The 21,768-nt window shown below is 62.6% G+C and carries 17 protein-coding genes; 7 read left to right on the forward strand and 10 right to left on the reverse strand.

Going from position 1 to position 21,768, the window contains the following annotated elements; genetic code table 11:
- Nucleotides 1–35: 35 nt before the first annotated feature.
- The gene (locus tag OK352_RS15185; protein WP_265142348.1) at nt 36–2,129 is read right to left on the reverse strand and encodes a DNA gyrase/topoisomerase IV subunit B; all 2,094 of its coding nucleotides are present in this window, start codon (nt 2,127–2,129) and stop codon (nt 36–38) included.
- Between the two features lie 181 nt (nt 2,130–2,310).
- On the opposite strand from OK352_RS15185, the gene OK352_RS15190 reads away from it, so the two are divergent.
- Entirely contained in the window at nt 2,311–2,535 is a 225-nt protein-coding gene (locus OK352_RS15190) for a DUF7455 domain-containing protein (protein ID WP_265142349.1), read from the forward strand.
- Nucleotides 2,536–2,595: 60 nt separating this feature from the next.
- On the opposite strand, the gene OK352_RS15195 is transcribed toward OK352_RS15190, so the two are convergent.
- Together OK352_RS15195 and OK352_RS15200 are read right to left on the reverse strand one after the other, a co-directional pair.
- Nucleotides 2,596–3,666 (reverse strand): alanine racemase, encoded by a 1,071-nt coding sequence (locus OK352_RS15195; protein ID WP_265142350.1) that lies wholly within the window; start codon nt 3,664–3,666, stop codon nt 2,596–2,598.
- Nucleotides 3,663–4,205 (reverse strand): alanine racemase C-terminal domain-containing protein, encoded by a 543-nt coding sequence (locus OK352_RS15200; RefSeq protein ID WP_265142351.1) that lies wholly within the window; start codon nt 4,203–4,205, stop codon nt 3,663–3,665. Before OK352_RS15200 ends, OK352_RS15195 begins: the two co-directional genes overlap by 4 nt.
- Before the next feature lie 120 nt (nt 4,206–4,325).
- Here OK352_RS15200 and OK352_RS15205 point away from each other — a divergent pair, with 120 nt between their 5' ends.
- A complete protein-coding gene (locus tag OK352_RS15205) occupies nt 4,326–5,345 on the forward strand; it encodes a sugar-transfer associated ATP-grasp domain-containing protein (protein WP_265142352.1) in 1,020 nt (339 codons plus the stop codon).
- Nucleotides 5,346–5,480: 135 nt separating this feature from the next.
- Here OK352_RS15205 and OK352_RS15210 read toward each other — a convergent pair whose 3' ends face one another.
- The 4 genes from OK352_RS15210 to OK352_RS15225 form a co-directional block, all read right to left on the reverse strand.
- On the reverse strand, nt 5,481–6,182 hold the full coding sequence (locus tag OK352_RS15210) for a coenzyme F420-0:L-glutamate ligase (protein ID WP_265142353.1): 702 nt from the start codon (nt 6,180–6,182) through the stop codon (nt 5,481–5,483).
- 39 nt (nt 6,183–6,221) lie between these two features.
- Nucleotides 6,222–7,466: an RNA polymerase sigma factor gene (locus OK352_RS15215; RefSeq protein ID WP_265142354.1), complete on the reverse strand. Its 1,245-nt coding sequence runs from the start codon at nt 7,464–7,466 to the stop codon at nt 6,222–6,224.
- Between the two features lie 183 nt (nt 7,467–7,649).
- The gene (locus tag OK352_RS15220) at nt 7,650–8,969 is read right to left on the reverse strand and encodes an MFS transporter (RefSeq protein ID WP_265142355.1); all 1,320 of its coding nucleotides are present in this window, start codon (nt 8,967–8,969) and stop codon (nt 7,650–7,652) included.
- A 20-nt stretch (nt 8,970–8,989) separates the two neighbouring features.
- Nucleotides 8,990–9,922: a proteasome assembly chaperone family protein gene (locus OK352_RS15225; protein ID WP_265142356.1), complete on the reverse strand. Its 933-nt coding sequence runs from the start codon at nt 9,920–9,922 to the stop codon at nt 8,990–8,992.
- Between the two features lie 84 nt (nt 9,923–10,006).
- Here OK352_RS15225 and OK352_RS15230 point away from each other — a divergent pair, with 84 nt between their 5' ends.
- From OK352_RS15230 to OK352_RS15240, 3 genes are all read left to right on the forward strand, one after another.
- Nucleotides 10,007–11,485 carry a leucyl aminopeptidase gene (locus OK352_RS15230; protein ID WP_265142357.1) on the forward strand — a complete coding sequence of 493 codons (1,479 nt, stop codon included), beginning with the start codon at nt 10,007–10,009 and terminating at the stop codon, nt 11,483–11,485.
- A 99-nt stretch (nt 11,486–11,584) separates the two neighbouring features.
- Nucleotides 11,585–12,958: a dihydrolipoyl dehydrogenase gene (gene lpdA / locus OK352_RS15235; RefSeq protein ID WP_265142358.1), complete on the forward strand. Its 1,374-nt coding sequence runs from the start codon at nt 11,585–11,587 to the stop codon at nt 12,956–12,958.
- Nucleotides 12,959–13,002: 44 nt separating this feature from the next.
- A complete protein-coding gene (locus OK352_RS15240; protein WP_265142359.1) occupies nt 13,003–14,433 on the forward strand; it encodes a 2-oxo acid dehydrogenase subunit E2 in 1,431 nt (476 codons plus the stop codon).
- Here the strand turns inward: OK352_RS15240 and OK352_RS15245 are convergent.
- On the reverse strand, nt 14,430–15,806 hold the full coding sequence (locus OK352_RS15245; RefSeq protein WP_265142360.1) for a serine/threonine-protein kinase: 1,377 nt from the start codon (nt 15,804–15,806) through the stop codon (nt 14,430–14,432). The genes OK352_RS15240 and OK352_RS15245 overlap by 4 nt on opposite strands.
- Before the next feature lie 151 nt (nt 15,807–15,957).
- Between OK352_RS15245 and OK352_RS15250 the strand changes: the two genes are divergently transcribed.
- Nucleotides 15,958–16,665: a DUF4191 domain-containing protein gene (locus OK352_RS15250; protein ID WP_265142361.1), complete on the forward strand. Its 708-nt coding sequence runs from the start codon at nt 15,958–15,960 to the stop codon at nt 16,663–16,665.
- Between the two features lie 9 nt (nt 16,666–16,674).
- Here OK352_RS15250 and OK352_RS15255 read toward each other — a convergent pair whose 3' ends face one another.
- Entirely contained in the window at nt 16,675–17,130 is a 456-nt protein-coding gene (locus OK352_RS15255) for an RDD family protein (protein ID WP_265142362.1), read from the reverse strand.
- A gap of 135 nt (nt 17,131–17,265) precedes the next feature.
- Here OK352_RS15255 and glnA point away from each other — a divergent pair, with 135 nt between their 5' ends.
- A complete protein-coding gene (gene glnA, locus OK352_RS15260; RefSeq protein ID WP_265142542.1) occupies nt 17,266–18,690 on the forward strand; it encodes a type I glutamate--ammonia ligase in 1,425 nt (474 codons plus the stop codon).
- Nucleotides 18,691–18,754: 64 nt separating this feature from the next.
- Here glnA and OK352_RS15265 read toward each other — a convergent pair whose 3' ends face one another.
- Nucleotides 18,755–21,766 (reverse strand): bifunctional [glutamine synthetase] adenylyltransferase/[glutamine synthetase]-adenylyl-L-tyrosine phosphorylase, encoded by a 3,012-nt coding sequence (locus tag OK352_RS15265; protein WP_265142363.1) that lies wholly within the window; start codon nt 21,764–21,766, stop codon nt 18,755–18,757.
- Nucleotides 21,767–21,768 lie beyond the last annotated feature (2 nt).

Genomic DNA, 21,768 nt, shown 5'->3' on the forward strand with positions numbered 1-21,768 from the left:
GACGCTGGGCAATGCCGACCGGCTATGGACGCCGGTCAGACATCGATGCGTTCCTGGCTGAGGCTGTCCGAATTGGCGATGATGAACTCCTTGCGCGGCGGGACATCGTTGCCCATCAGCAGCTCGAAGACGGCATCCGCAGCCTCGGCGTCCTCAATGCGCACCCGTCTCAGAGTGCGGTGCCTGCGGTCCATCGTGGTTTCTGCCAGCTGGTCGGCGTCCATCTCGCCGAGTCCCTTGTACCGCTGAATCGGCTCCTTGTACTTCTTTTTGCTGCGCTCGAGGCCCTTGAGCACACCGTGCAGCTCTTGCTCGGAATAGGTATACATGACGTCGTTCGGCTTCGAACCGCCATTGACGGCCACCACACGATGCAAAGGTGGCACGGCAGCGTATACTCGGCCTGCCTCGACGAGCGGTCGCATGTACCGGAAGAAGAGCGTCAGCAGGAGCATCCGGATGTGAGCACCATCGACGTCGGCGTCGCTCATGAAGATGACCTTGCCGTAGCGCGAACTGTCGAGATCGAATGTGCGCCCCGAACCGGCCCCGATCACCTGGATGATCGCCGCGCACTCCGCATTCGACAGCATGTCGCTGACCGATGCCTTCTGCACGTTGAGGATCTTGCCTCGAATGGGAAGCAGTGCCTGGTAGCTGCTGTCGCGTGCCAGCTTGGCCGTGCCGAGCGCCGAGTCTCCCTCGACGATGAACAGCTCGCTTTGCGCCACGTCGTTCGAACGACAGTCGACGAGTTTGGCGGGGAGCGTCGAGTTCTCGAGGGCATTCTTACGGCGCTGCGTCTCTTTGTGCGCTCGCGCGGAGATCCGTGACTTCATCTCGGCGACAACCTTGTCGAGGACGACAGAACTCTGGTTCTTATCGTCACGCTTTGACGACGAGAACTTGGCCGTCAGCGCGTCGGTCAGCACCTTCGACACGATCGTCCGGGCCGCGGGAGTGCCGAGGACCTCTTTGGTCTGCCCTTCGAACTGCGGCTCGGGAAGTCTGACGTTGAGCACGGCCGTCAAGCCGGCGAGCACATCGTCTTTCTCGACTTTGTCGTTGCCCGCCTTGAGTCGGCGCGCATTGCGCTCGACTTCCCGACGCAGCACCTTGAGAAGACCTTGTTCGAACCCTGAATGGTGAGTGCCGCCTTTGGGCGTCGCAATGATGTTCACGAACGATCGCACAGTGGTGTCGTACCCGGTCCCCCAGCGAAGCGCGATGTCGACCTCGCAGGTGCGATCGAGTTCGGTCGAGACCATCGAACCATCGGCCTGTAGCGTGGGAACGGTCTCGGTGAATGTTCCGGATCCGGTCACCCGCCAGATGTCTGTCAGCGCAGCGTCCGGGGCTAGGTACTCGACAAACTCTGAGATTCCGCCGTCAAAGCGGTATTCGCTCGTCACGGCGTCTTGCGGCGCAGCGCCTGCCCGCTCGTCGTCGATGCGGATTGTCAGGCCGGGAACGAGGAATGCCGTCTGGCGTGCGCGGCTCTGAAGGTCGTCGACGTTGAACGTCGCGCCCTTTTCGAAGATCTGACGGTCGGCCCAGTAGCGGACGCGCGATCCGGTCACGCCCTTCTTCACCCGGCCGACGACGCGCAGCTCACTCTTCTTTTTGAACGGCGTGAAGGGAGCTTCCGGGCTCGGTTCGCCTCCGTTGTCGTCGAAGACGCCGGGCTCGCCGCGGTGGAATGACATTGCCCAGGTCTTTCCGTCTCTGTCGACTTCGACGTCGAGACGTTCAGACAGTGCGTTGACGACGGAAGCGCCGACGCCGTGCAGGCCTCCGGAGGAGGCATACGATCCGGTGCCGAACTTGCCGCCCGCATGCAGCTTGGTGAACACCACCTCGATACCGGTCAGACCGGTCTTCGGCTCGATATCAATCGGGATGCCGCGGGCGTGGTCAATGACCTCGACGCTGTCGTCTTCGCGCAGCCTGATCTCGATGTGGTCGCCGTGCCCGGCAAGGGACTCGTCGACTGCGTTGTCGATCACTTCCCAGAGACAGTGCATGAGGCCGCGGGACCCGTTGGAGCCGATGTACATTCCGGGACGCTTGCGCACAGCCTCCAGGCCCTCGAGGACGGAGAGATGGCGGGCAGAATAGTCAGAACTCACACACTCAACAGTAGTTCGCCCGGTGCCCTCTCCCGGTGATCGACACCCCTCCTGCGCAGGCCGAGCGCCGATGCTACGCGGTGAGCGAACTCGCCGCACATGAGGAAGCTATTCAGGCGGGTCGTGGTTACATAGGAGCACGAGGGGTGCACAAGGCGCTCCGTGAGGTCAGGAGGAGCTCATGTCGAACACCGGTACACACACTGTCGACGCGGTCCAGCCCCAGCTGACCGCGGCGGATCGATGCGATAGCTGCGGCGCGCAAGCGTACATCCGCGCTGTCGTATCGAACGGCGAGCTGCTGTTCTGCGCACATCACGGAAAGAAGTACGAGGAGAAGCTCATGGCTGTGGCCGAGAGCTGGCACGACGAGTCAGATCGTCTCCTCGAAGACACTCGCGCCTGACGCGCTACAACGGCACGGGCGGATGCTTCGGCATCTGCCCGTGCCGTCGTTAACGCGCTATCAGTCGACGTAGATGTGCTCGGCAGGTCGGGCAAGGCGGATGACGATCTCTTCTCCGATGGAATCCATCGCGTCGGCCCAGACTTGCAGGCTCGCTTCGCCGTGGGCGCCATTGCCGAAGAGGTAGACGTCGTCACCGACGGTGACATTCGCCTGGCCGACGTCGATGTCCGTCGCCGTCCGTCCCACGGCAATCACCGGGTGCCTCTGGCCACGAATAGCGACATCCACGTGGTGCTCGGCGTCCGAATAGAGCCCGTGGACCTGGCCGAGAGGGATGCGGGCAATGACGCTCCTGGCACGGGTCGTGACGTCGGAGACCGTTGTAGACAGCGTCAGCGCCGGTGTGAGGCCCAGCTGTTCCGGTCCGATGCCGTCGCCGGGCGCGATTCCATACACGAATGCCCCGACCCGGACGAGGTCGAACCGTGCGTCGGTGCGCTCGAACGACGCCGCGCTGGCGGCGAGATGACGCCACTGAGGGCAGAGCCCGGCCGAGCGCACCTGTTCGATTGCCCGCTCAAATCTTTGTATCGCCGCCGTGTCAGCATCGTCCGAGGCTTCTGCAATGTGCGTCCAGACGCCCACGACCTCGATCGATCCGTCCCTCTGGAGCGTGGCCGCGCGGTTCACGAAGGTCGGCCAGGCATCGGCGATGACGCCAGCTCGGTGCAGCCCTGTATCGATCTTGAGGTGCACGCGTGCTGTCGTGCCCAGGCGGGCGGCGGCTGCGGCAACGCGCTCGAGAATCTGCGGATATGAGACCCCTAGATCCAGTCGCGCCGCCAGTGCGGCCTCAATGTCGTCAGTCTCACCAAACACCCACGTAAAGATGAAGGCGTCAGCGGCGATGTCTCGGACGGTCAGCGCCGTCTCGAGATCCAGGGCCCCAAAGTGTGCGAAACCGGCGTCGCTGAGCGTGGAGACGACAGGGCGAAGCCCATGGGCGTACGCGTCGTCCTTGACCACGATGGCAAGCCGGGCTGGCGCGACCCGCGCAGCGACTCTCTGCGCATTGTTGATGAGTGCGCTGCGCGAGATCACCGCGCGCGCTGGATGTTGGGGGGTCATATGCCGATGCTCCCCGCGACTCGGCGATCAAGGCACGTGACGATCGCGACCGGTGACTCTCCGATGGCTTCTGCCCAGTCGGTGAGCGAGACCTCGCCGCGGGCGGCATCGCCGAACACGCAGATGGCCGCGCCCGCATGAACCGGGGTCTCACCGGCATCCACGACAAACTCATCCATGGCGACCCGGCCGACAATCGGAAGTCGCGTCGTGCCGCCATCGTCTGTCCAGCTGACAGTGACACGGTTTCCGGCTTTCCGCGGGAGACCGTGACCGTAGCCGATTGCGACACGTGCGAGGACGGTGGGACGATCGGTGACATATGTGTGCCCGTACGACACACCGGAGCCCGCACCGACAGCCTTGGTCGAGAGAACCTCGACGCATAATCTCACGGGGTCGACGGAAAGCGCCTCATCGAAGGCTGCAGCGGCGGCCTCGTTACCGAGACGTGCGTTGACAGCGCGCGATCGCTGGGCATCGGAGAGGTGCAGGGTCCGTTGGCCCGCTGCGCCGGTTCCCGCCAGCAATGCGCTCACTTTCCTCCCCCGTACGATTCCGCCACGACAGTCTATCCCGGAGCGCCGAAGACAGCGCACAGGCGACACCTCCCTATAATTGGGTGTTCCTGACATCCGACGATGGGAGTGCTCCGCAGCATGCCGAAGGCCAATCGCCTCAAGATCCGCCTTGACTACATCAAGAACCGGGCTCGTCGCATCGACATCGCGTCGCTCATCGAACGAGCGCGGGAGGTGTCCTCTCAGCATCACAAGGCACTTCCCATCATCATCGTCGACATGCTGTGGTCGGCGGCGTTCCGCGACACCGCATTCCAGGATTACGTGGACTGGGACTATGCGATCCTCAGCCGACCCGAGCGCGAGACATTCATGACGCACTCGATCTCCAACCACATAGCGATGGAGCACGATGCCGTCGCGAGTCGGGGAATCTTTCACGACAAAATCGAATTCAACAAGGTATTCGATGCATTTCTGAAGAGGCAGTGGCTCGATGTGAGAGAGGCTTCCGTCGACGACGTACGCGCGTTCGTGGAACGGGCAGGAACGGTGATCGGCAAGGTCCCGTTCAGCAGCGCGGGGCACGGTGTGCACCGTCACAGCGCCGATGACGTGCAAGATTGGGACGATTTTCGGACGCAGTTGCTCGACAACGGAGAGTTCCTGCTCGAAGAGGTCATCGACCAGCATCCGGTGCTCGCCGAGGTCTGCCCGGGAACGGCAAACACGACCCGCGTGACAACATTCTTCGACGGCGAGAAGACGCACATCCTCTCGATGGCTCAGAAATTCGGGCGCGGTCAGGCCAGCGACCAGCAGACGTTCGGTGGTTTCTACACCATGCTGAGCCTCGACGGGAAGTCGATGGGGCGCGGGTACGACTCGCACAACAACGTGCACGCGACCCACCCGGAATCGGGAGTCTCCATCCCCGACTTCACCCTGCCGCTTGTCGAAACCATTCAGCCCTTCTTCGATGATGTGGCGCGTGTCGTCCCGGATATGAAGTACATCGGGTGGGACATCGTGATGAGCGAAGACGGGCCCGTTCTCGTCGAGGGAAACTGGGCAGCCGGCGTGTACGAGAACAAGCCGAGCGTTACCGGCATTCGCACGGGAAGTCGGCCCCGCTACCAGAGCATTATCGGGTTTTGACCCGTTTGCCCGCACCGGTTGGGCGCGATGACGGTGTTTTTGCGGTGTGTCGCGCACCGGAATTTCCTCACGCGGGCAGCACGTACGTCCGGGTGGCGCACGCATAATGCCGCGGTCGGCCGGCACGAACCGACGTCAGGACAGCGCGCGAATGATGCCGATCGGCGTGCTCTGGTGCTGCTGCCCGAGCGGATTGTCCTTCAGAACGCGCACCATGTGCTCGTTCTGAGCGTGCCCGCGGGTATTGCCCAGGATGTTGCCCCCGAGGTCGTTGATGTCGACGATCATGACGTCGACCGCGCCGCCGAGTGCGGACTTCAACTCGCTCGCCACCTCATCAGGACGTTCAGGGCCGAGAACGACCTGCGAATTGTACGGCGGGATCGTGTGGCGCGTCGGGCCATCGATCGCGCGAGCCTTCTCGCCAGCAATGCGGTAGAAATCGCCGGACCGCCCGATGACCTTCGACACGACAGACACGGCTGACGCGAACAGGATGCGCACCGTCCCGCACTCGCGGAACGCCATCTCCATGGTCTCGGGCATGCCGAGCCCGATGCCGTATGACGTCTTCGTGACGTACTTTGAGAGAAAACGCGCGAGCGGCCTGACCGAAATCGAACTCACGGGATAGGCGCGGCCCTGCGTGATCGCGACGATCTTCTCGGTCACGAAGAGAATGTCGCCGTCGCGGACATGCTCCTTCGCGAACGTCGTCACGACATCGACGATGTCATCGTCGGGGCCGACGAGACGAGTCTTTACGGGGATCCGCTGATAGGTGGTTCCATCGACTGTCGTCTCGAGAGCCTTGCCCTCGTTAGCCTCCACGGCCATAGATCTGCCTTTCGTCGAGAACGTCAGAGTGATCTGAGATTACTCGAGGTAGTCGCGGAGAGACTGGGAGCGGCTCGGGTGACGCAGCTTCGCCATGGTCTTCGACTCTATCTGCCTGATGCGCTCCCGAGTGACACCAAATGTGTCGCCGATCTGGTCGAGCGTCTTCGGCATACCGTCGCCCAGGCCGAATCGCATGCGGATCACGCCGGCCTCGCGCTCCGACAGCGAGTCGAGCAGCGACTCCAGCTGCTTCTGCAGCATGGTGAAACCGACAGCATCCGCCGGTACGACCGCCTCGGTGTCTTCAATCAGATCACCGAACTCACTGTCGCCGTCCTCACCAAGCGGAGTGTGCAACGAGATGGGTTCTCGACCGTACTTCTGCACCTCGACGACCTTCTCCGGCGTCATGTCGAGCTCCTTACTGAGCTCTTCCGGAGTCGGCTCCCGACCGAGGTCCTGCAGCATCTGCCGCTGAACGCGCGCCAGCTTGTTGATGACCTCGACCATGTGCACGGGAATGCGGATTGTGCGAGCCTGGTCGGCCATCGCGCGTGTGATCGCCTGACGAATCCACCAGGTGGCGTACGTCGAGAACTTAAAGCCCTTTGTGTAGTCGAACTTCTCGACAGCGCGGATCAGGCCGAGGTTTCCCTCCTGAATGAGGTCGAGAAACTGCATGCCGCGACCGGTGTACCGCTTTGCTAGCGAGACGACGAGTCGGAGGTTTGCGCCCAGGAGGTGACTCTTCGCACGCTGACCGTCACGAGAGACCCACTGGAGTTCACGACCGAGCTTCTGCCGCTTTTCAGCATCCGTCATCTGTCCGAGTTTGTCTTCGGCGAACAAGCCAGCCTCGATGCGCATCGCCAGCTCGACCTCTTCGGCGGCGTTGAGCAGCGGAACCTTGCCGATCTGCTTCAGGTAGTCCTTGACGGGATCTGCCGTCGCACCCGTGATCGTGGTCGAGTAGACCGGCATCTCGTCTTCATCATCGCCCTGCGACATAACGAGGGCGCCCTTGGGCAGCGGCTCGTCCTTCGCTGTCGACTTCTTCTTCGGTGCCTGCTCCTCGAGGACGGGTTCATCGACGACCGACTCGACGTCTGGCTCTGCCGCCTTCTTCTTCGTGCGCGTCGCAGGCTTTGCTGTCGTCTTCTTCGCCGACGCGGCCTGTGCGCTCTTTTTCGCTGTGGTGGACGTTGCCGTCGTCGCCGTCTTCTTCGGCTTCTTCTCGGCCTCTGTCGTGGCGTCCGTTTTCTGTGCAGGCTTGGTTGCCATGCGAGCACCCCTTCGGTCCGTGGCGCGCCTGTCCCAGCGCGGAATCACCGACGTTTATCGATTTCGGACAGTACTAAGACCCATGTCAAGTCCCGCAGTGCGCATCGGAACACGTACCAGGGGGACACAATGGGTCTGTTTCTCATTATGTCATGGATTTGTCGAGGCGATGACACACCTCTCTCAGGCGCGGCCCCGGCGCATCCATCTGACAAGTGCAACCCATAACGGGGCCACTTTTATTCCCTCATCCTCGGTGAGGCGAGTGCGCGTGGCGCGCCGAGCCTGAAACAGCATGACGACGCCGAACCCGATGACCACGTACTGCACAAGGAACGCAATCGTGAACGACGACAGCGTGTACGTCTGAGCAGCATCTGACGGGTCCGGGCTGAGGACGTCGAGCACCAGTCCGATGACGAACATCATTGTGAAACTCGCAAGAAAGCCACCGACGTTGACAATTCCGTTGGCAGAGCCGAGGGCACGGCTGTGATTGAAGGTGCGAGCGAAGTCGAAACCGATGAGAGACCCGGGTCCGCCGGCGCCCAGGGAGACGAGCAGCACCACCAGCATCCAGAACGGCGGCTGCCCGGGCCACGCGAGAAAAACCGTCCACGTGATTCCCATCACTGACACGATCCCAAGCACGAGATTGCTCCGCCTCGTGGGGAAGCGGGCCGTGAGAATGCCAAGGATCGGGCCGACAACGACTCCCGAGAAGACGATCACGAGCAACAGTGCTGCCGCTGTCGACTCCGGGATGCCGAGAGCGAACACCATGAATGGGTATCCCCAGAGCAGCGAGAACACGGTGCCGCTCGACTGAGTGATGAAGTGCGCCCAGAAGCCAAGGCGCGTTCCAGGGCGTTTGAGCGAATCGAGGAGGATGTCGAGAGAACTCCCCCATGTGCGACGTACCGGTCCCGTACTGTCGTCGACCGGACGATCGGAGACGCAGATGATGACGCCGATCAGCATCAGCACACCCAGGGCTGCAGCGGCCAGGTAGGCGCTCTCCCACCCGATGGTATTAAGGACGAGCGCGAAGGGCAGGGCCGAGAGCAGCTGACCGATCTGCCCGATATTCCCTGTCCATTGGCTGAGTGAAGGGACGATCGGTCCGGTGAACCAGTAGTTCACCAGTCGAAGCACCGATACGAAGATGCCCGCGTCCCCGATGCCGACGCAAACACGGCCAAGAGCAGCGATCGCGAGGTCCGGTGCGATCGCCAGCACAGCCTGTCCGACGCTGATCAGCACGAGCCCGATGATGAGCAGCCGCCGGGGACCCCAGCGGTCGATCAGGAGGCCGACCGGGATCTGCATCGCCGCATAGACGACGAGTTGCACGACGGCGAGCGATGAGAGAGCGGATGCTGTGATGTCGAAGCGATCGACAGCCGCAACGCCCGAGACCCCGAGTGTGCTGCGCTGCAGGATTGCGACAACGTATGCCGCCACTCCGACGATGAAGACGATCCAGGAGCGACGGGAGTTCACTCCTCTGATGCTACAGGGCGTCAGGCATCGGGTTCGGAGGAGTCTCCGTCCGCCGGACGCCGTGCGGCGAGATAGCGTTCCAACTCGGCCGCGATGTCGTCTGCGGACGGCAGGTCACCTTCGTCCATGGTGAGCGGCGAACGCTGCTCCGTGCCCTCCATGTAGGTGTCGTATCGCGACTCAAGGGACGACACGAGCTTGCCAAGCTCACCGTTCTCGGCGACCTGTTCATCGACCCGCGACACGAACGTCCGCCCCTCCTCGCGCAGCTCATCGCTGGGAAAGACCAGGCCGGATGCGGCACTGTACAGCTCAAGAGCGGTCAACGCTGCTGGTGGGTACTCGGTCTCGGTCAGATAGTGAGGCACCAGGAGAGCGAATCCGGCGACCGGCTGGTCGCGCTGCTGCAGCCGGTATTCGAGAAGATGAAGCACATTAGCCGGAAGCTGTGTCGTCGGGCGCCAGATAGAGAGTGAGTCGACGAGATCTTCGCGATTGCCGCTTACGGTGGCCCCGAGGGGGCGCGTGTGCGGCACAGGCATCGGGATGCCGTGGACCCACGTCGTGTGGGCCACATGGAACCGTTCAATGATGTCGACAACTGTCGCTGTGAACGATTCCCAACGAAAGTCCGGTTCATAGCCTGTCAGAAGAAGGAACGGTCGATGCAGCTCATCGGAGGCGAGCGAGAGCGCGAGCCGCGCGGGTTCATAGCTCGTCAGGTGATCATGCTCGAACTGGATGATCGGTCGGCGCGCACGGTAGTCGAGAAGAGCGTCGTTGTCGAAGATGGCGATGTCGTCCGACGTTTCATTGTCGTGTAAATAGGTGATGGCCTGGGCGATGGTGCTGCCCGCGTCAGTGAAACCGGTGAGACCGATGACCAACGGGAGCCCCTCGGGAACGGCATGCGCCGATTCCGTGAAACGAACCAGGTCTTCAGGGATGCTCATGGTTCCATGCTATTCGGGAGCACAGCGCCCTCGGCCCCCTGTCGTAGCGCCCAGAGCGAACGTGGACGCCGATAGCATGAAGGTATGAGCACACTCTCGCTTGATTTTGCACCTGATTCCCCTCTCTCCGCAGACGCCGACATCACCATCGTCGGGGCGATTGCGACGCCTGATGGACCACGCCTCCACGCCGTCGACGGTTTTGAGAGCCTGTCCGGAGTCCTCAGCGCGCTTGGCGTCAGCGGCGCCGCCGACTCGATGACGCGCGCTGTGGTTCCGGACTCCCCGTCGACGGTTGTCGCGGTCATTGGAATCGGTCGCGAGGCCACGCCTGAGTCGCTTCGGCAGGCCGCGGGATCCGCCGTGCGGCAGCTCGCGGGAACAGCATCCGTTCGCTTCGCCCTGCCTCTCACAGACCACGCTGACGTGGTCGCTGTCGCCGAGGGGGCTGCGCTCGGTGCGTACACGTACACGAGTGAGAAGGGTGTGAGCGACAAGACGGCGCCCGTTGCCTCTGTGACGATCGTGGCGCCGGAGCCGCTCAGCGACGACGAGGTGCTGCGCGTGACCGCAACAGCGCGCGCCGTGCATCTTGTCCGCGATCTCGGCAACACCTCGGCGTCCGAGCTGACTCCCGAGGACTTCGCCGCAGCGGCATCCGACGAGGCATCCGGTCTTCCGATCGAGACGACCGTGTGGGACGTTCCACAGCTCGAGGCCGACGGCTTTGGTGGCATCATCGGCGTCGGACGCGGCTCTGAGCACGGCCCGAGACTTGTCAAGCTCGATTACTCGCCTGCCGGTGCGACCTCGCACATCGCCCTCGTCGGAAAGGGCATCACATTCGATACCGGTGGACTCTCGCTCAAGCCGTCGACCGGCATGATGGGCATGAAGTACGACATGCTCGGTGCCGCGACCGCGTTGGCGACGATCACCGCCGCTGCCCGCATCGGAATCGCCACGCGCGTAACGGCGTGGTTGTGCATGGCGGAGAACATGCCATCGGGATCAGCCACGCGCCCCGGAGACGTGCTCAAGATGTACGGTGGGCGCACCGTCGAGGTGACAAACACCGATGCCGAGGGACGTCTCGTCATGGCTGACGGTCTCGCTGCCGCCAGTGAAGAGCACCCTGATCTGATCGTCGATGTCGCCACGCTGACCGGTGCCGCAGTCGTGGCGCTCGGCAAGCGCTACACGGGCGTGATGGGCAACGACGACAGCGCCGCAAATGTCGTCGCAATCGCCGACCGGATCGGCGAGAAGTTCTGGGAGATGCCCCTTCCAGCTGAACTCCGCTCAGCTCTCGATTCAGATGTCGCCGACATGGTCAACGCGAATCTCTCACGACGCGAGGGCGGGATGCTGGTCGCGGGGCATTTCCTCTCGGAATTCGTCGGCACACGAGAGGGCTCTGACGAGAAGATCTCGTGGGTCCACCTCGACATCGCAGGCCCCGGTGACAACGGCACCGCAACATACGGGTACAACGGAAAAGGAGCTACGGGCGTCACCGTCCGGACACTGCTCGCGCTCGCCGAACAGCAGGCCAGCGCGTAGTAAGGTCGAAGAGGCGCTTCAGCGCAACCAAACGGTCGCTCGCTGCACACCGGCGTGCGATACGAAACCGCACCATCAATCGGCAAAGGGAGAAGCTCAGTGTCGGAGCAGAATTTTGACATCGTCGTACTCGGCGGCGGAAGTGGCGGATACGCAGCGGCGCTCCGAGGCAGTGAGCTCGGATTCTCCGTCGCACTGATCGAGAAGGACAAGGTCGGAGGCACGTGCCTCCACCGCGGCTGCATCCCGACCAAGGCGCTTCTGCATGCCGCCGAGGTGGCAGACTACGCTCGCGATTCCGCGAAGTTCGGCGTCAAGACGTCGTTCGACGGAATCGACATCGAGGGCGTCACCGCGTACCGCGAAGGAATCATCGCGAAGAAGTACAAGGGACTGCAGGGACTCGTCAAGGCACGCAAGATCACGACGATCGAGGGCGAAGGGCGTCTCACCTCCCCCACGACGGTGCAGGTCGGCGACACCACGATCACTGGGAAGAACATCATCCTCGCCACCGGGTCGTACAGCAGGTCTCTGCCTGGTCTCGAGATCGGCGGCCGTGTGATCACGAGCGAAGAGGCGCTCTCACTGGATTACGTACCCAAGAAGGTCGCCGTGCTTGGGGGTGGCGTGATCGGCGTGGAGTTCGCCAGTGTCTGGCGCTCATTTGGCGCCGAGGTCACAGTGATCGAGGGTCTGCCGCATCTCGTCCCGAACGAGGACGAGACGATCAGCAAGCTGCTCGAGCGTCAGTTCCGCCGTCGCGGAATCGACTACAAGATCGGCACCAAGTTCAAATCGGTCGATCAGAAAGATGATGGCGTCACCGTCACCCTCGAGACCGACGAAACCATCGACGCCGACATCCTGCTCGTCGCTGTTGGGCGTGGGCCCGTGACCGAAGGACTCGGCTACGACGAGGTCGGAATCGAGATGGATCGCGGATTCGTTCTCACGAATGACCGGCTTGAGACGAATGTCTCCGGCGTGTACGCGGTCGGTGACATCGTGCCGGGACTCCAGCTTGCGCACCGTGGTTTCCAACAGGGAATCTTCGTCGCCGAAGAGATCGCTGGTCAGAAGCCCGTCGTGATCTCAGACGTGAACATTCCCAAGGTGACATATTGCGACCCGGAGGTCGCCTCCGTCGGCCTGACCGAGGCGAAGGCTAAGGAACAGTACGGCGATGATGCGATCACCGCGTATGACTACAACTTGGCCGGAAACGGCAAGAGCGAGATCATCGACACGAGTGGCCTCGTGAAGGTCGTACGTGTCAACGAGGGTCCTGTCGTCGGGGTACACATGATCGGCGCCCGCGTCGGCGAGCTCATTTCCGAGGCTCAGCTCGCGGTGAATTGGGAGGCCTACCCCGAGGACGTTGCGCCGCTCATCCATGCTCACCCGACACAGGGCGAGGCGCTGGGAGAGGCGTTCCTCGCGCTGGCTGGCAAGCCCCTGCACGCGCTCTGATCGATACGCTAGGAGTAGGAAATGCTTTCAAAGGAGACGAGGTCATGAGCGAAACGGTGAACCTGCCGGCACTCGGCGAAAGTGTCACCGAGGGGACGGTCACCCGCTGGCTGAAGAGTGTGGGTGATCACGTCGATGTCGACGAACCGCTGCTCGAAGTATCGACCGACAAAGTCGATACGGAGATCCCGTCGCCCGTTGCGGGCGTGCTGGAGGAGGTCTACGCGGAGGAAGACGACACGATCGACGTCGGCGCTCCGCTCGCGAAGGTCGGCGACGGATCCGGGACGTCCTCGTCTGACGTTCCTGCCGGTGATAGCGATCACAGCGAAGACGAATCCTCGTCTGAGCCCAGCGCGTCTGATGAGCAGACCGAGAATGACGCAGCGCCAGAACAGTCTGAAACCGCAGAATCAGACGCGCCTGCGGAGCCCGAGAAGGTAGCGGAGGAATCACGCCCAGAGCAGCCGTCTGAGCCCGAAACGGTGCCCGAGAGGCCTGCCGCCGCGTCAGAGTCCGCGTCATCGTCCACAGAACCCGCACAGTCATCGTCCGCACCTGTCCAGGCAGAGACGGTCGATGTTACGGGCAATGCGGGCTATGTCACGCCACTCGTACGGCGGCTTGCGAACCAGCACGGTGTGGATCTGTCGACTGTCGAAGGGACGGGAGTGGGAGGACGTGTCCGCAAGGAAGACGTCCTGGACGCCGCCTCCCGTTCCACGAGCTCAGGGGCACCGACCCCCGCGGCTGTATCCGAGTTGCGTGGCACGTCACAGCCGATGACCCGGCTGCGCAGTGTCGCCGCGGAGCAGGCTGTCTCGTCGCGCCAGACGACGGCGCAGGTGACAACGGTCGTCGAGGCGGATGTGACGCCCGTCGTTCAGCTCATTGAGCGCGTGCAGCAAAAGTTCACCGAGAAGACAGGCAAAGCGCTCGATGTGCTTCCGTTCTTCGCCAAGGCAGCGACACAGGCGCTCCAGGAGCACCCGATCATCAACGCCACCGTCGACGGTGATCAGATCGTCTACCCCGGTGCTGAGAACCTGAGCGTTGCTGTTGATACCGATCGTGGTCTGCTGAGTCCTGTGATCAAGAATGCCTCGTCGCTCGATGTGGCCGGGCTGGCGACATCGATCGATGACCTGGCAGAGCGCACTCGGTCGAACAGCCTGAAGCCGGATGAGCTCTCGGGCGGGACCTTCACGATTGCGAGTTCAGCAGATCGTGGTGCTCTCATCGAGACTCCGCTGGTGTTTCTGCCTCAGTCAGCAGCGCTCAGCGTCGGTGCTGTCGTCAAGCGCCCCGTGGTCGTTGTCGTCGACGGTTCCGATGCGATTGCCGTCCGCTCGATCGCGTACTTGTCGCTCTCGTATGATCAGCGCATCATCGACAGTACCGACGCGTCGCGGTTCCTCGCGGCTGTCACGAACGCGCTTGAGAACGACGACTTTGAGAGTCAGCTCGGCCTCTAAGCATCGAAGATATCGCGTATCAACCAGCCGGTCTCCGTCATCGTCAGAATGACGGAGACCGGCTGGTTTTTGGCGTCCGAATCTCTGACGATGAACGCTGCGAAACCGCCTGAGACCCGTTGCGCGGTGACGTCTCGACGCGCAGGCTCGAGGCTCAGCACCGGAAAGGGATCACGAGCTGAGGCGCCTAAAGCCGCCCTGTCGGCCTCTAACGCCGGAGACCCAGTTTCATAGACGTGGGCGAGGCACCGCGCCGCATGGCTCTGTTCCTGGCATACGCGTCGCATAGCGAGCAGTTTGTCGAGTGCTTTGCTCTCGTCCAGGTCCGCAGGGGCGACGTCGGCCATCGTTGCGGGGGGGACGGGACGTTTCGTCGGTGCGCTTGAGGACTCGTCCGCAGACGTGCGCTGCGGAAGGAGCCACAGGGTGCCTGTCAGGAAGACAGCGAAGATCAGTACCGCGACGAGTACGAGGCGTCCGCGCCTGCCACGCAGTCGGTCGACAATCTGACGGAGGAGATTTCGCGTCTCCTCGAGTGAGAACGACAGCTCCCCCTCGAGGAGAGCCGCGACGGGGGAACCGCCATCACGCCGACGAACCGAGCGATCTCGCACCCAATCTGTCCGTTGCGTCGGTACGGGCTGTCTCTCGCCGACGGCGAACGGCAGTGGTGTCGCCAGTGCGAAGATGCGACGTTCTAGATCGGCATAGGTATCCGGCGGTGGTCGATCCGGACCCTGGCACCGATTGCGTAACCATGCCGTGATCTCGCTCATGCCGCGAGACCTGCAGCTGCCATCGCTGTTCTGCAAAACCGAGTCCAGGAGGTGAGCGAACCCCTCGAGATCGGAGCGGACATTTGTCGGAGTTGCGGACAGCCCGCCGTCCGCTCCCACCAGAACAGGACTGCCATCTGAGGCGAGCCTGATGTGCGCGACGTCCACGGCGCCGTGAGCGATTCCGTTTTCATGCAGGCAACGTAGAGCCGCCGCGAGGGGTGCGGCAAGCGTGACAATTGAGCCGGGAGCGATGTGTCCTCCGCCGTCGAGAAGCTCACTGAGCCTGCGGCCCAGGCGCGCGGTCACAAGAACCGGGTCATTCGTCGGCGAGACGCCGATGTCTTTAGCCCTCTGGAGATGCGGGGTATCGACCTGTGCCGCCATCTCCAGCTCTGTAAGAGCGCGAGCCGGTCCATCCGGTCCGGTGAAGACCCGGAGGACGACATGGACCTCAGAGCCTGGGGCACGTGCGAGGAAGGCCGTCGTCCGTTCGCCGGTGTGCAAGCGTCGCAGCGGACTGTACCCGCACATCGTCGCCTCAGAGCTTGTCGGCCACCGGGAATCAGCCTGACGGTTGGACAGTGACTGTGTCATGGGGTGATTCTGCCTCACGCTGCGGTTCGAGCATCCTCGTCGTTCGGTTGCTGTGTATAACCAGACACGTCGCCTGCGCTGTGGGCGAATGAACCCACGAGGGGCGCTCTCACGTCGCTAACAGCTGCCGCGGTGACGTATCCTGGATGACATGGCACGAGAGTCAAAGAGCGCGAAATCGACGAAGGAACCTGGCCGCCTGAAGCAGATGTGGCAAGTCTTCCAGATGACGCGTCGTTACGACTCGCTCGCACAATGGTGGATGCTTCTCGGCCTCGTTCTCGGTGTGGCCGCGGGTGTTCTTCTTGCCGTGTTCCTTGCTGGTGGCAACGTCTTCATGATGGTGATGTGGATCCTATCGGGACTGCTCGCCGGTCTTTTGGCCGCGATGATCATCCTCGGCCGTCGTGCGGAGAAAGCCGCGTACAGTCAGATCAGTGGTCAGGCGGGTGCCGTCGGAGCCGTGTTCAAGAGTTCGCTCCCCCGCGGATGGGCCGGTAGCGAGATGCCGGTAAATGTCAACGGTCGCACGCAGGATGCCATCTACCGTGCCGTCGGACGCGGAGGGGTTGCGCTCGTCGCCGAGGGCCCCGCGTCTCGAACAAAGCGCATGCTTGAGGATGAGCGGCGAAAGGTCAAACGAGTCCTGCCCAACGTTCCGATCTCCGTCTTTCAGGTCGGACCGGATGACGATTCGATTCCGCTCTACAAGCTCGCCAAGTCGATGCGCAAGGTGAAGCGACAGCTGACGAAGGCGGAAGTACTCGCCATCACGAATCGGCTGGGATCACTGAACAATCAGCTTCCGATCCCGAAGGGCGTCGACCCGTACAAGGTCCGCCCGCAGCGTGCGCGCTGATCACGGCAGTTAGCCTCTGATCAGTACGGTCGCCGCGATCTTGTCGTGGAATCCGCGCTGGTCGGAGTCCCACACGAGAATCGGGACGATCAGGCAGAGCAGAACGGTGCGCAGCGCCGGCCGCCACAGTCCGACATAGCCGCCCGCGAGCGGGACGAGGCGCATCCCGCAGAGGCGATGCCCGATGCTTCCGCCGATCGTCGGAATGAAGATCACCTGGAGCACAGCGAAAGCCAGCGGGATTGTCGCGGGATGCTGTGCCAGAGAGGCGAGCGATGGCAGGAGAGCCGCAAGGCCGGAGACAATCAGCGACGCGATTGCCCAGTCGATGATCAGCCCGATGAGGCGTCGCCCGAACCGGGCAATACTGCCGTGCCCCTCGCGCGGAAGACCCAGCCTTTCACCTGGATATTCACTCGGAGCAAGGTCGCCGAAAGTCTGACCGGGTATGTTGGAGGGTGGCACAACGCCATTCTAGCTGGGCCGTGCCGACGAAACATCGTGGAAACATGAGTGATACCGACGAGAAATCGCCCCGCTCTATGGTGTTGTCGTTGCATGGCGCAGCGTGATCAGAATCAGACATCTGGAGTGACCCGCATGTTCAGTTCCCCCTCGGACGTTCTCGAATTCATCAAGGAGACAGATGTCAAATTCGTCGACATCCGTTTTACCGATCTTCCCGGGGTGCAGCAGCACTTCAATATCCCGGCGTCGACGGTTGACGAGGACTTTTTCAGCGTGGGCCAGCTCTTCGATGGATCCTCGATTCGCGGGTTTGCCAGCATCCACGAATCAGACATGCAGTTGATCCCTGACGTCTCCACCGCGTACGTTGATCCGTTCCGCCGGGAACGCACGCTCGTACTCATCTTTGATATCTATAACCCTCGCACCGGAGAGATCTATGCGAAGGATCCGCGTCAGGTCGCGAAGAAGGCGGAAAAGTACCTCACGTCAACGGGAATCGCAGACACCGCATTCTTCGCACCCGAGGCCGAGTTCTACATCTTCGATGACGTGCGCTACGAGGTCAAAGAGAACACCGCATTCCACAGCGTTGACTCCGGCGAGGGCGCCTGGAACTCAGCCCGCGTCGAAGAGGGCGGAAACCTGGGGAACAAGACCCCGTTCAAAGGTGGGTACTTCCCTGTCAGCCCGGTGGACAAACACGCCGACCTTCGCGATGACATCTGCATCAAGCTGACCGATGTCGGCCTCGAGCTCGAGCGCAGCCACCATGAAGTCGGCACGGCGGGTCAGGGTGAGATCAACTACCGATTCGACACGATGGTCCACTCGGCAGATGACATCCTGAAATTCAAATACATCGTCAAGAACACGGCTGAGCAATGGGGCAAGACGGCGACGTTCATGCCAAAGCCGCTGTACGGCGATAACGGTTCGGGAATGCACACCCACCAATCGCTGTGGAACGGCGGGGAACCGCTTTTCTACGACGAGAACGGTTACGGAGGGCTGTCAGACCTCGCGCGCTGGTACATCGGGGGCCTGCTCGCCCATGCGCCAGCCGTACTCGCGTTCACGAACCCGACGGTGAACTCCTACCACCGTCTTGTTCCTGGTTTCGAAGCGCCAGTCAATCTCGTCTACTCGGCGGGCAACCGGTCGGCGTCCATTCGCATCCCGATCACCGGTACCAACGCAAAGGCTAAGCGCATTGAATTCCGCGCCCCTGATGCCTCAGGCAACCCGTACCTCGCATTCGCGGCACAGCTGATGGCTGGGCTCGACGGGGTCAAGAACCGCATTGAACCCATGGATCCGATCGACAAGGACCTTTATGAGCTTCCGCCAGAAGAGGCCAAGGGAATCCCGCAGGTGCCCGCGTCACTCGGAGCCGCCCTCGACGCCCTCGAGGCCGATCACGACTTCCTTCTCGAAGGCGGTGTATTTACCCGTGAGCTGATCGACACGTGGATCGACTACAAGCGCGAGAACGAGCTAAAGCCTCTTGCCCTCAGGCCACACCCGTATGAGTTCGAGCTCTACTTCGGAGTGTAGTAGCAGCACGCACGCGAGGGCCGGACGATAGGCATCGTCCGGCCCTCGTCTGTGCGAACGCTGATCAGAAGGCCCGGGTGTGCGGTAGATCTGGCCGGCCGTAGAAAGACTGCTCGAAGACCCGGCGGGAACGTCGGGTGATGGTGAAGTAGTCCTCCTCGAGCACTCCCGCGGAACCAGGCGGATACTCGAGAATTCGGGCGATTCCCTCAAGCTGACGTCGTTCTGACGGCAGCACATCAGTTGTGCGGTTCAGCCAGAGCGTCATCGCTGAACGCACCCGGGAAGCGAAGATCCATGCGTCTCGCAACTGCTCGACCTCGTCATCCTTGATGAGACCGTTCGACCTGGCCTCGTCAAGAGCCGTGAGCGTCGATGTTGTCTGCAACGTAGGAATCTCGTGCGCGTGCTGCAACTGGATAAGCTGTACGAACCACTCGACATCGCTGAGCGATCCGCGCCCTAGCTTGACGTGCCGCAGTGGATCGGCGCCGCGCGGCAGCCGCTCATTCTCGACGCGAGCCTTGATGCGCTTCACTTCGCGGACATCGTTCTCGCTGATCTGCTCCGGATATCGCACAGCATCCGCCATGGCTGTGAAGTCGGCGATCAGATTCTCGTCGCCGGCAACGCCGCGAGCCCTCAGCAGCGCCTGAGCCTCCCAGGTCAGCGACCAGCGTTCGTAGTAGCTGCGGTACGACGAGAGGGAACGCACGAGTGGTCCGTTCTTGCCCTCGGGTCGCAGATCAACGTCGAGATCAAACGGAAGCACGGGGTCGTCGGTGAGACGCGTCAGCTCGGAAACATACTTCTGCGCGATCGACTGTGCCTGAGATGAGTCGTCGGTGAGCGGGCGGAAGACATAGATGACATCGGTATCCGAGCCGAAGCCCAGCTCTGCTCCCCCAAACCGCCCCATTCCGACGACAGCGAATTCGAGAAGGTCCCGGCCGTCCACCGTCGATCGAATCTGCCGCAGTACTCCCTGAAGCGTGACGTCAGTGATGTCGGCCAGCGCTGGGCCGAGTTCGGTCACCCCGTCGATATCAAGGATCGCCCCGAGCGCCAGTCGCAGAATCTCACGGCGGCGCACGCGGAGCACGGCCTTCGCCGCGCGCTCGAGCGATTCATGCCGCGAGAAAATTGCCTGCATCTCGTCACGCAATGCCCTGGAGCTGAGCGGGCGCAGTTCTGAGTCATTCTCCAGCCAGGCCGAGGACTCGGGAAACGCGGCGAGGAGCTCACCGACGTAGCGCGAACTCGACAGCACACGCGTGAGTCGCTCCGCAACCATCGACGAGTCGCGCAGCATGCGCAGGAACCAGTGCGTCGAGCCCAGAGCATCACTCAAGCGGCGAAACGCGAGAAGGCCGTAGTCAGGGTCGGCTCCCTCCGCGAACCAGCGCAGCATCACGGGCAGCAGGTGACGCTGAATCGCTGCGCGTCGAGAGACCCCCGCCGTAAGCGCGGCAATATGTGACAGCGCTCCGCGTGGATCCCGGAATCCGATTGCCGTGAGTCGGGCCTTCGCCTGGTCCGTGCTGAGCGTGAGCTCGTCTTCGGGCAGAGCCGCGACAGCGCTCAGGAGCGGGCGGAAAAACAGCCTCTCGTGCAGTTCTCGCACGTCGTGCTTCGTCTTTTCCCACGCTTTCACGAGGCTCGAGGCTCCGCCGGACTGCCGCGCTGCTCGTGCGAGAACGCGAAGGCTCTCTTCCTCACGCGGCATCAGGTGCGTTCGCCGCAAACGTACGAGTTGGAGGCGGTGCTCGAGAACGCGAAGAAAACGGTACGCTTCCGCGAATTCCGACGCTTCCTGACGCCCGATGTAGCCCGCGTCAGACAGCGCGGATAATGCAGGCAACGTCCCCCGGTGACGCACCTCCTCATCAGCTTGGCCATGCACGAGCTGAAGAAGCTGCACGGTAAATTCGACGTCCCGCAGCCCGCCCGGCCCCAGCTTGATCTGGCGCTGAACCTCGTCAGCGGGGATGTTCGCGGTCACGCGCCCCCGCATCGACTGGACGGATTCCACGAAGTCTTCCCGGTGGGCAGTGTCCCAGACGAGGGGCCAGATCTCGTCGATATAGCTTTGCCCGAGCTCGGGGTCTCCCGCCAACGGCCTCGCCTTGAGGAGGGCCTGAAACTCCCAGCTCTTCGCCCAGCGTGCGTAGTACGCGGCGTGGGAGTCCAGGCTGCGCACGAGCGCACCGTCTTTGCCCTCCGGCCGCAGATTCGGGTCGACTTCCCAGAGCCCAGGTTCGATGTCTGGTTCGTCAATGATGCGCTGCACCTGCATGGCCAGGCGTGTCGCGACGTCGATCGCTCTGCTCTGGCCCAAATCGCCGTCAGGCTCCGCCACGTAGATCACGTCAACATCGCTGACGTAATTCAGCTCACGTGCTCCGGCCTTACCCATTCCGATGATCGCGATCCTGGTCTGTTCGACATCGGCGCGCGGGAAGAGAGCACTACCCACGTCCGGGTCGCTGACGCGGCTTCGCGCGATCCACAGTGACGCCTCGAGAACAGCGGCGGCGGCATCCGTGAGATATCCGGTCACCTCGTCAAGCACCTCTCGCGGATCTTGGGCGCTGAGGTCCACGATGGCGATTCGGGTGAGGAGTCGGCGGTACCTTTCGCGCAACAGGCAAGCAGCGGCATCATCGCTCCGGTCAGCGAACCCGTGAGACTCCCCCAGTGCCGTCGCAAAGTCATCGCGCATTTCGGATGCTGTCGGAATGCGTTCCCCGCTGCGGGTCATCACATCGAGGTGCTCTGGATGTCGGAGGAGAAACTCGGCGAGCCCGCTCGACGCTCCCACGACACGCACGAGCGCTCGTCGCGGGGACTCCTCGCTCCAGAGCCCGCCGACACTTCCCTTGTGTGCTCGTTCGAGATCGATGAGGTGCGTCAGCGCAGCATCCGGGTCGGCGGCAACGCTGAGCTCAGGGGCGATCGAATCAGACGGGATGCCGAGGAGATCACTGAGCTCTGCAAGCCAGGACTTCGCCTCCGTGAGACGGGCGAAGCCGGCGCGCGCGAGACCGCTCAGCGCTGACTGGTCACGTGCAGCCATGG

Source organism: Microbacterium sp. MPKO10, assembly GCF_026107415.2.
Lineage (GTDB): Bacteria > Actinomycetota > Actinomycetes > Actinomycetales > Microbacteriaceae > Paramicrobacterium.

Excerpts from the sequence above, each read along its gene's own strand:
- OK352_RS15190 (WP_265142349.1), top strand. The coding sequence starts at position 2,311 with ATGTCGAACACCGGTACACACACTGTCGACGCGGTCCAGCCCCAGCTG.
- OK352_RS15195 (WP_265142350.1), bottom strand. The coding sequence starts at position 3,666 with ATGACCCCCCAACATCCAGCGCGCGCGGTGATCTCGCGCAGCGCACTC.
- OK352_RS15205 (WP_265142352.1), top strand. The coding sequence starts at position 4,326 with ATGCCGAAGGCCAATCGCCTCAAGATCCGCCTTGACTACATCAAGAAC.
- OK352_RS15210 (WP_265142353.1), bottom strand. The coding sequence starts at position 6,182 with ATGGCCGTGGAGGCTAACGAGGGCAAGGCTCTCGAGACGACAGTCGAT.
- OK352_RS15215 (WP_265142354.1), bottom strand. The coding sequence starts at position 7,466 with ATGGCAACCAAGCCTGCACAGAAAACGGACGCCACGACAGAGGCCGAG.
- OK352_RS15225 (WP_265142356.1), bottom strand. The coding sequence starts at position 9,922 with ATGAGCATCCCTGAAGACCTGGTTCGTTTCACGGAATCGGCGCATGCC.
- OK352_RS15230 (WP_265142357.1), top strand. The coding sequence starts at position 10,007 with ATGAGCACACTCTCGCTTGATTTTGCACCTGATTCCCCTCTCTCCGCA.
- OK352_RS15240 (WP_265142359.1), top strand. The coding sequence starts at position 13,003 with ATGAGCGAAACGGTGAACCTGCCGGCACTCGGCGAAAGTGTCACCGAG.
- OK352_RS15245 (WP_265142360.1), bottom strand. The coding sequence starts at position 15,806 with ATGACACAGTCACTGTCCAACCGTCAGGCTGATTCCCGGTGGCCGACA.
- OK352_RS15250 (WP_265142361.1), top strand. The coding sequence starts at position 15,958 with ATGGCACGAGAGTCAAAGAGCGCGAAATCGACGAAGGAACCTGGCCGC.
- glnA (WP_265142542.1), top strand. The coding sequence starts at position 17,266 with ATGTTCAGTTCCCCCTCGGACGTTCTCGAATTCATCAAGGAGACAGAT.
- OK352_RS15265 (WP_265142363.1), bottom strand. The coding sequence starts at position 21,766 with ATGGCTGCACGTGACCAGTCAGCGCTGAGCGGTCTCGCGCGCGCCGGC.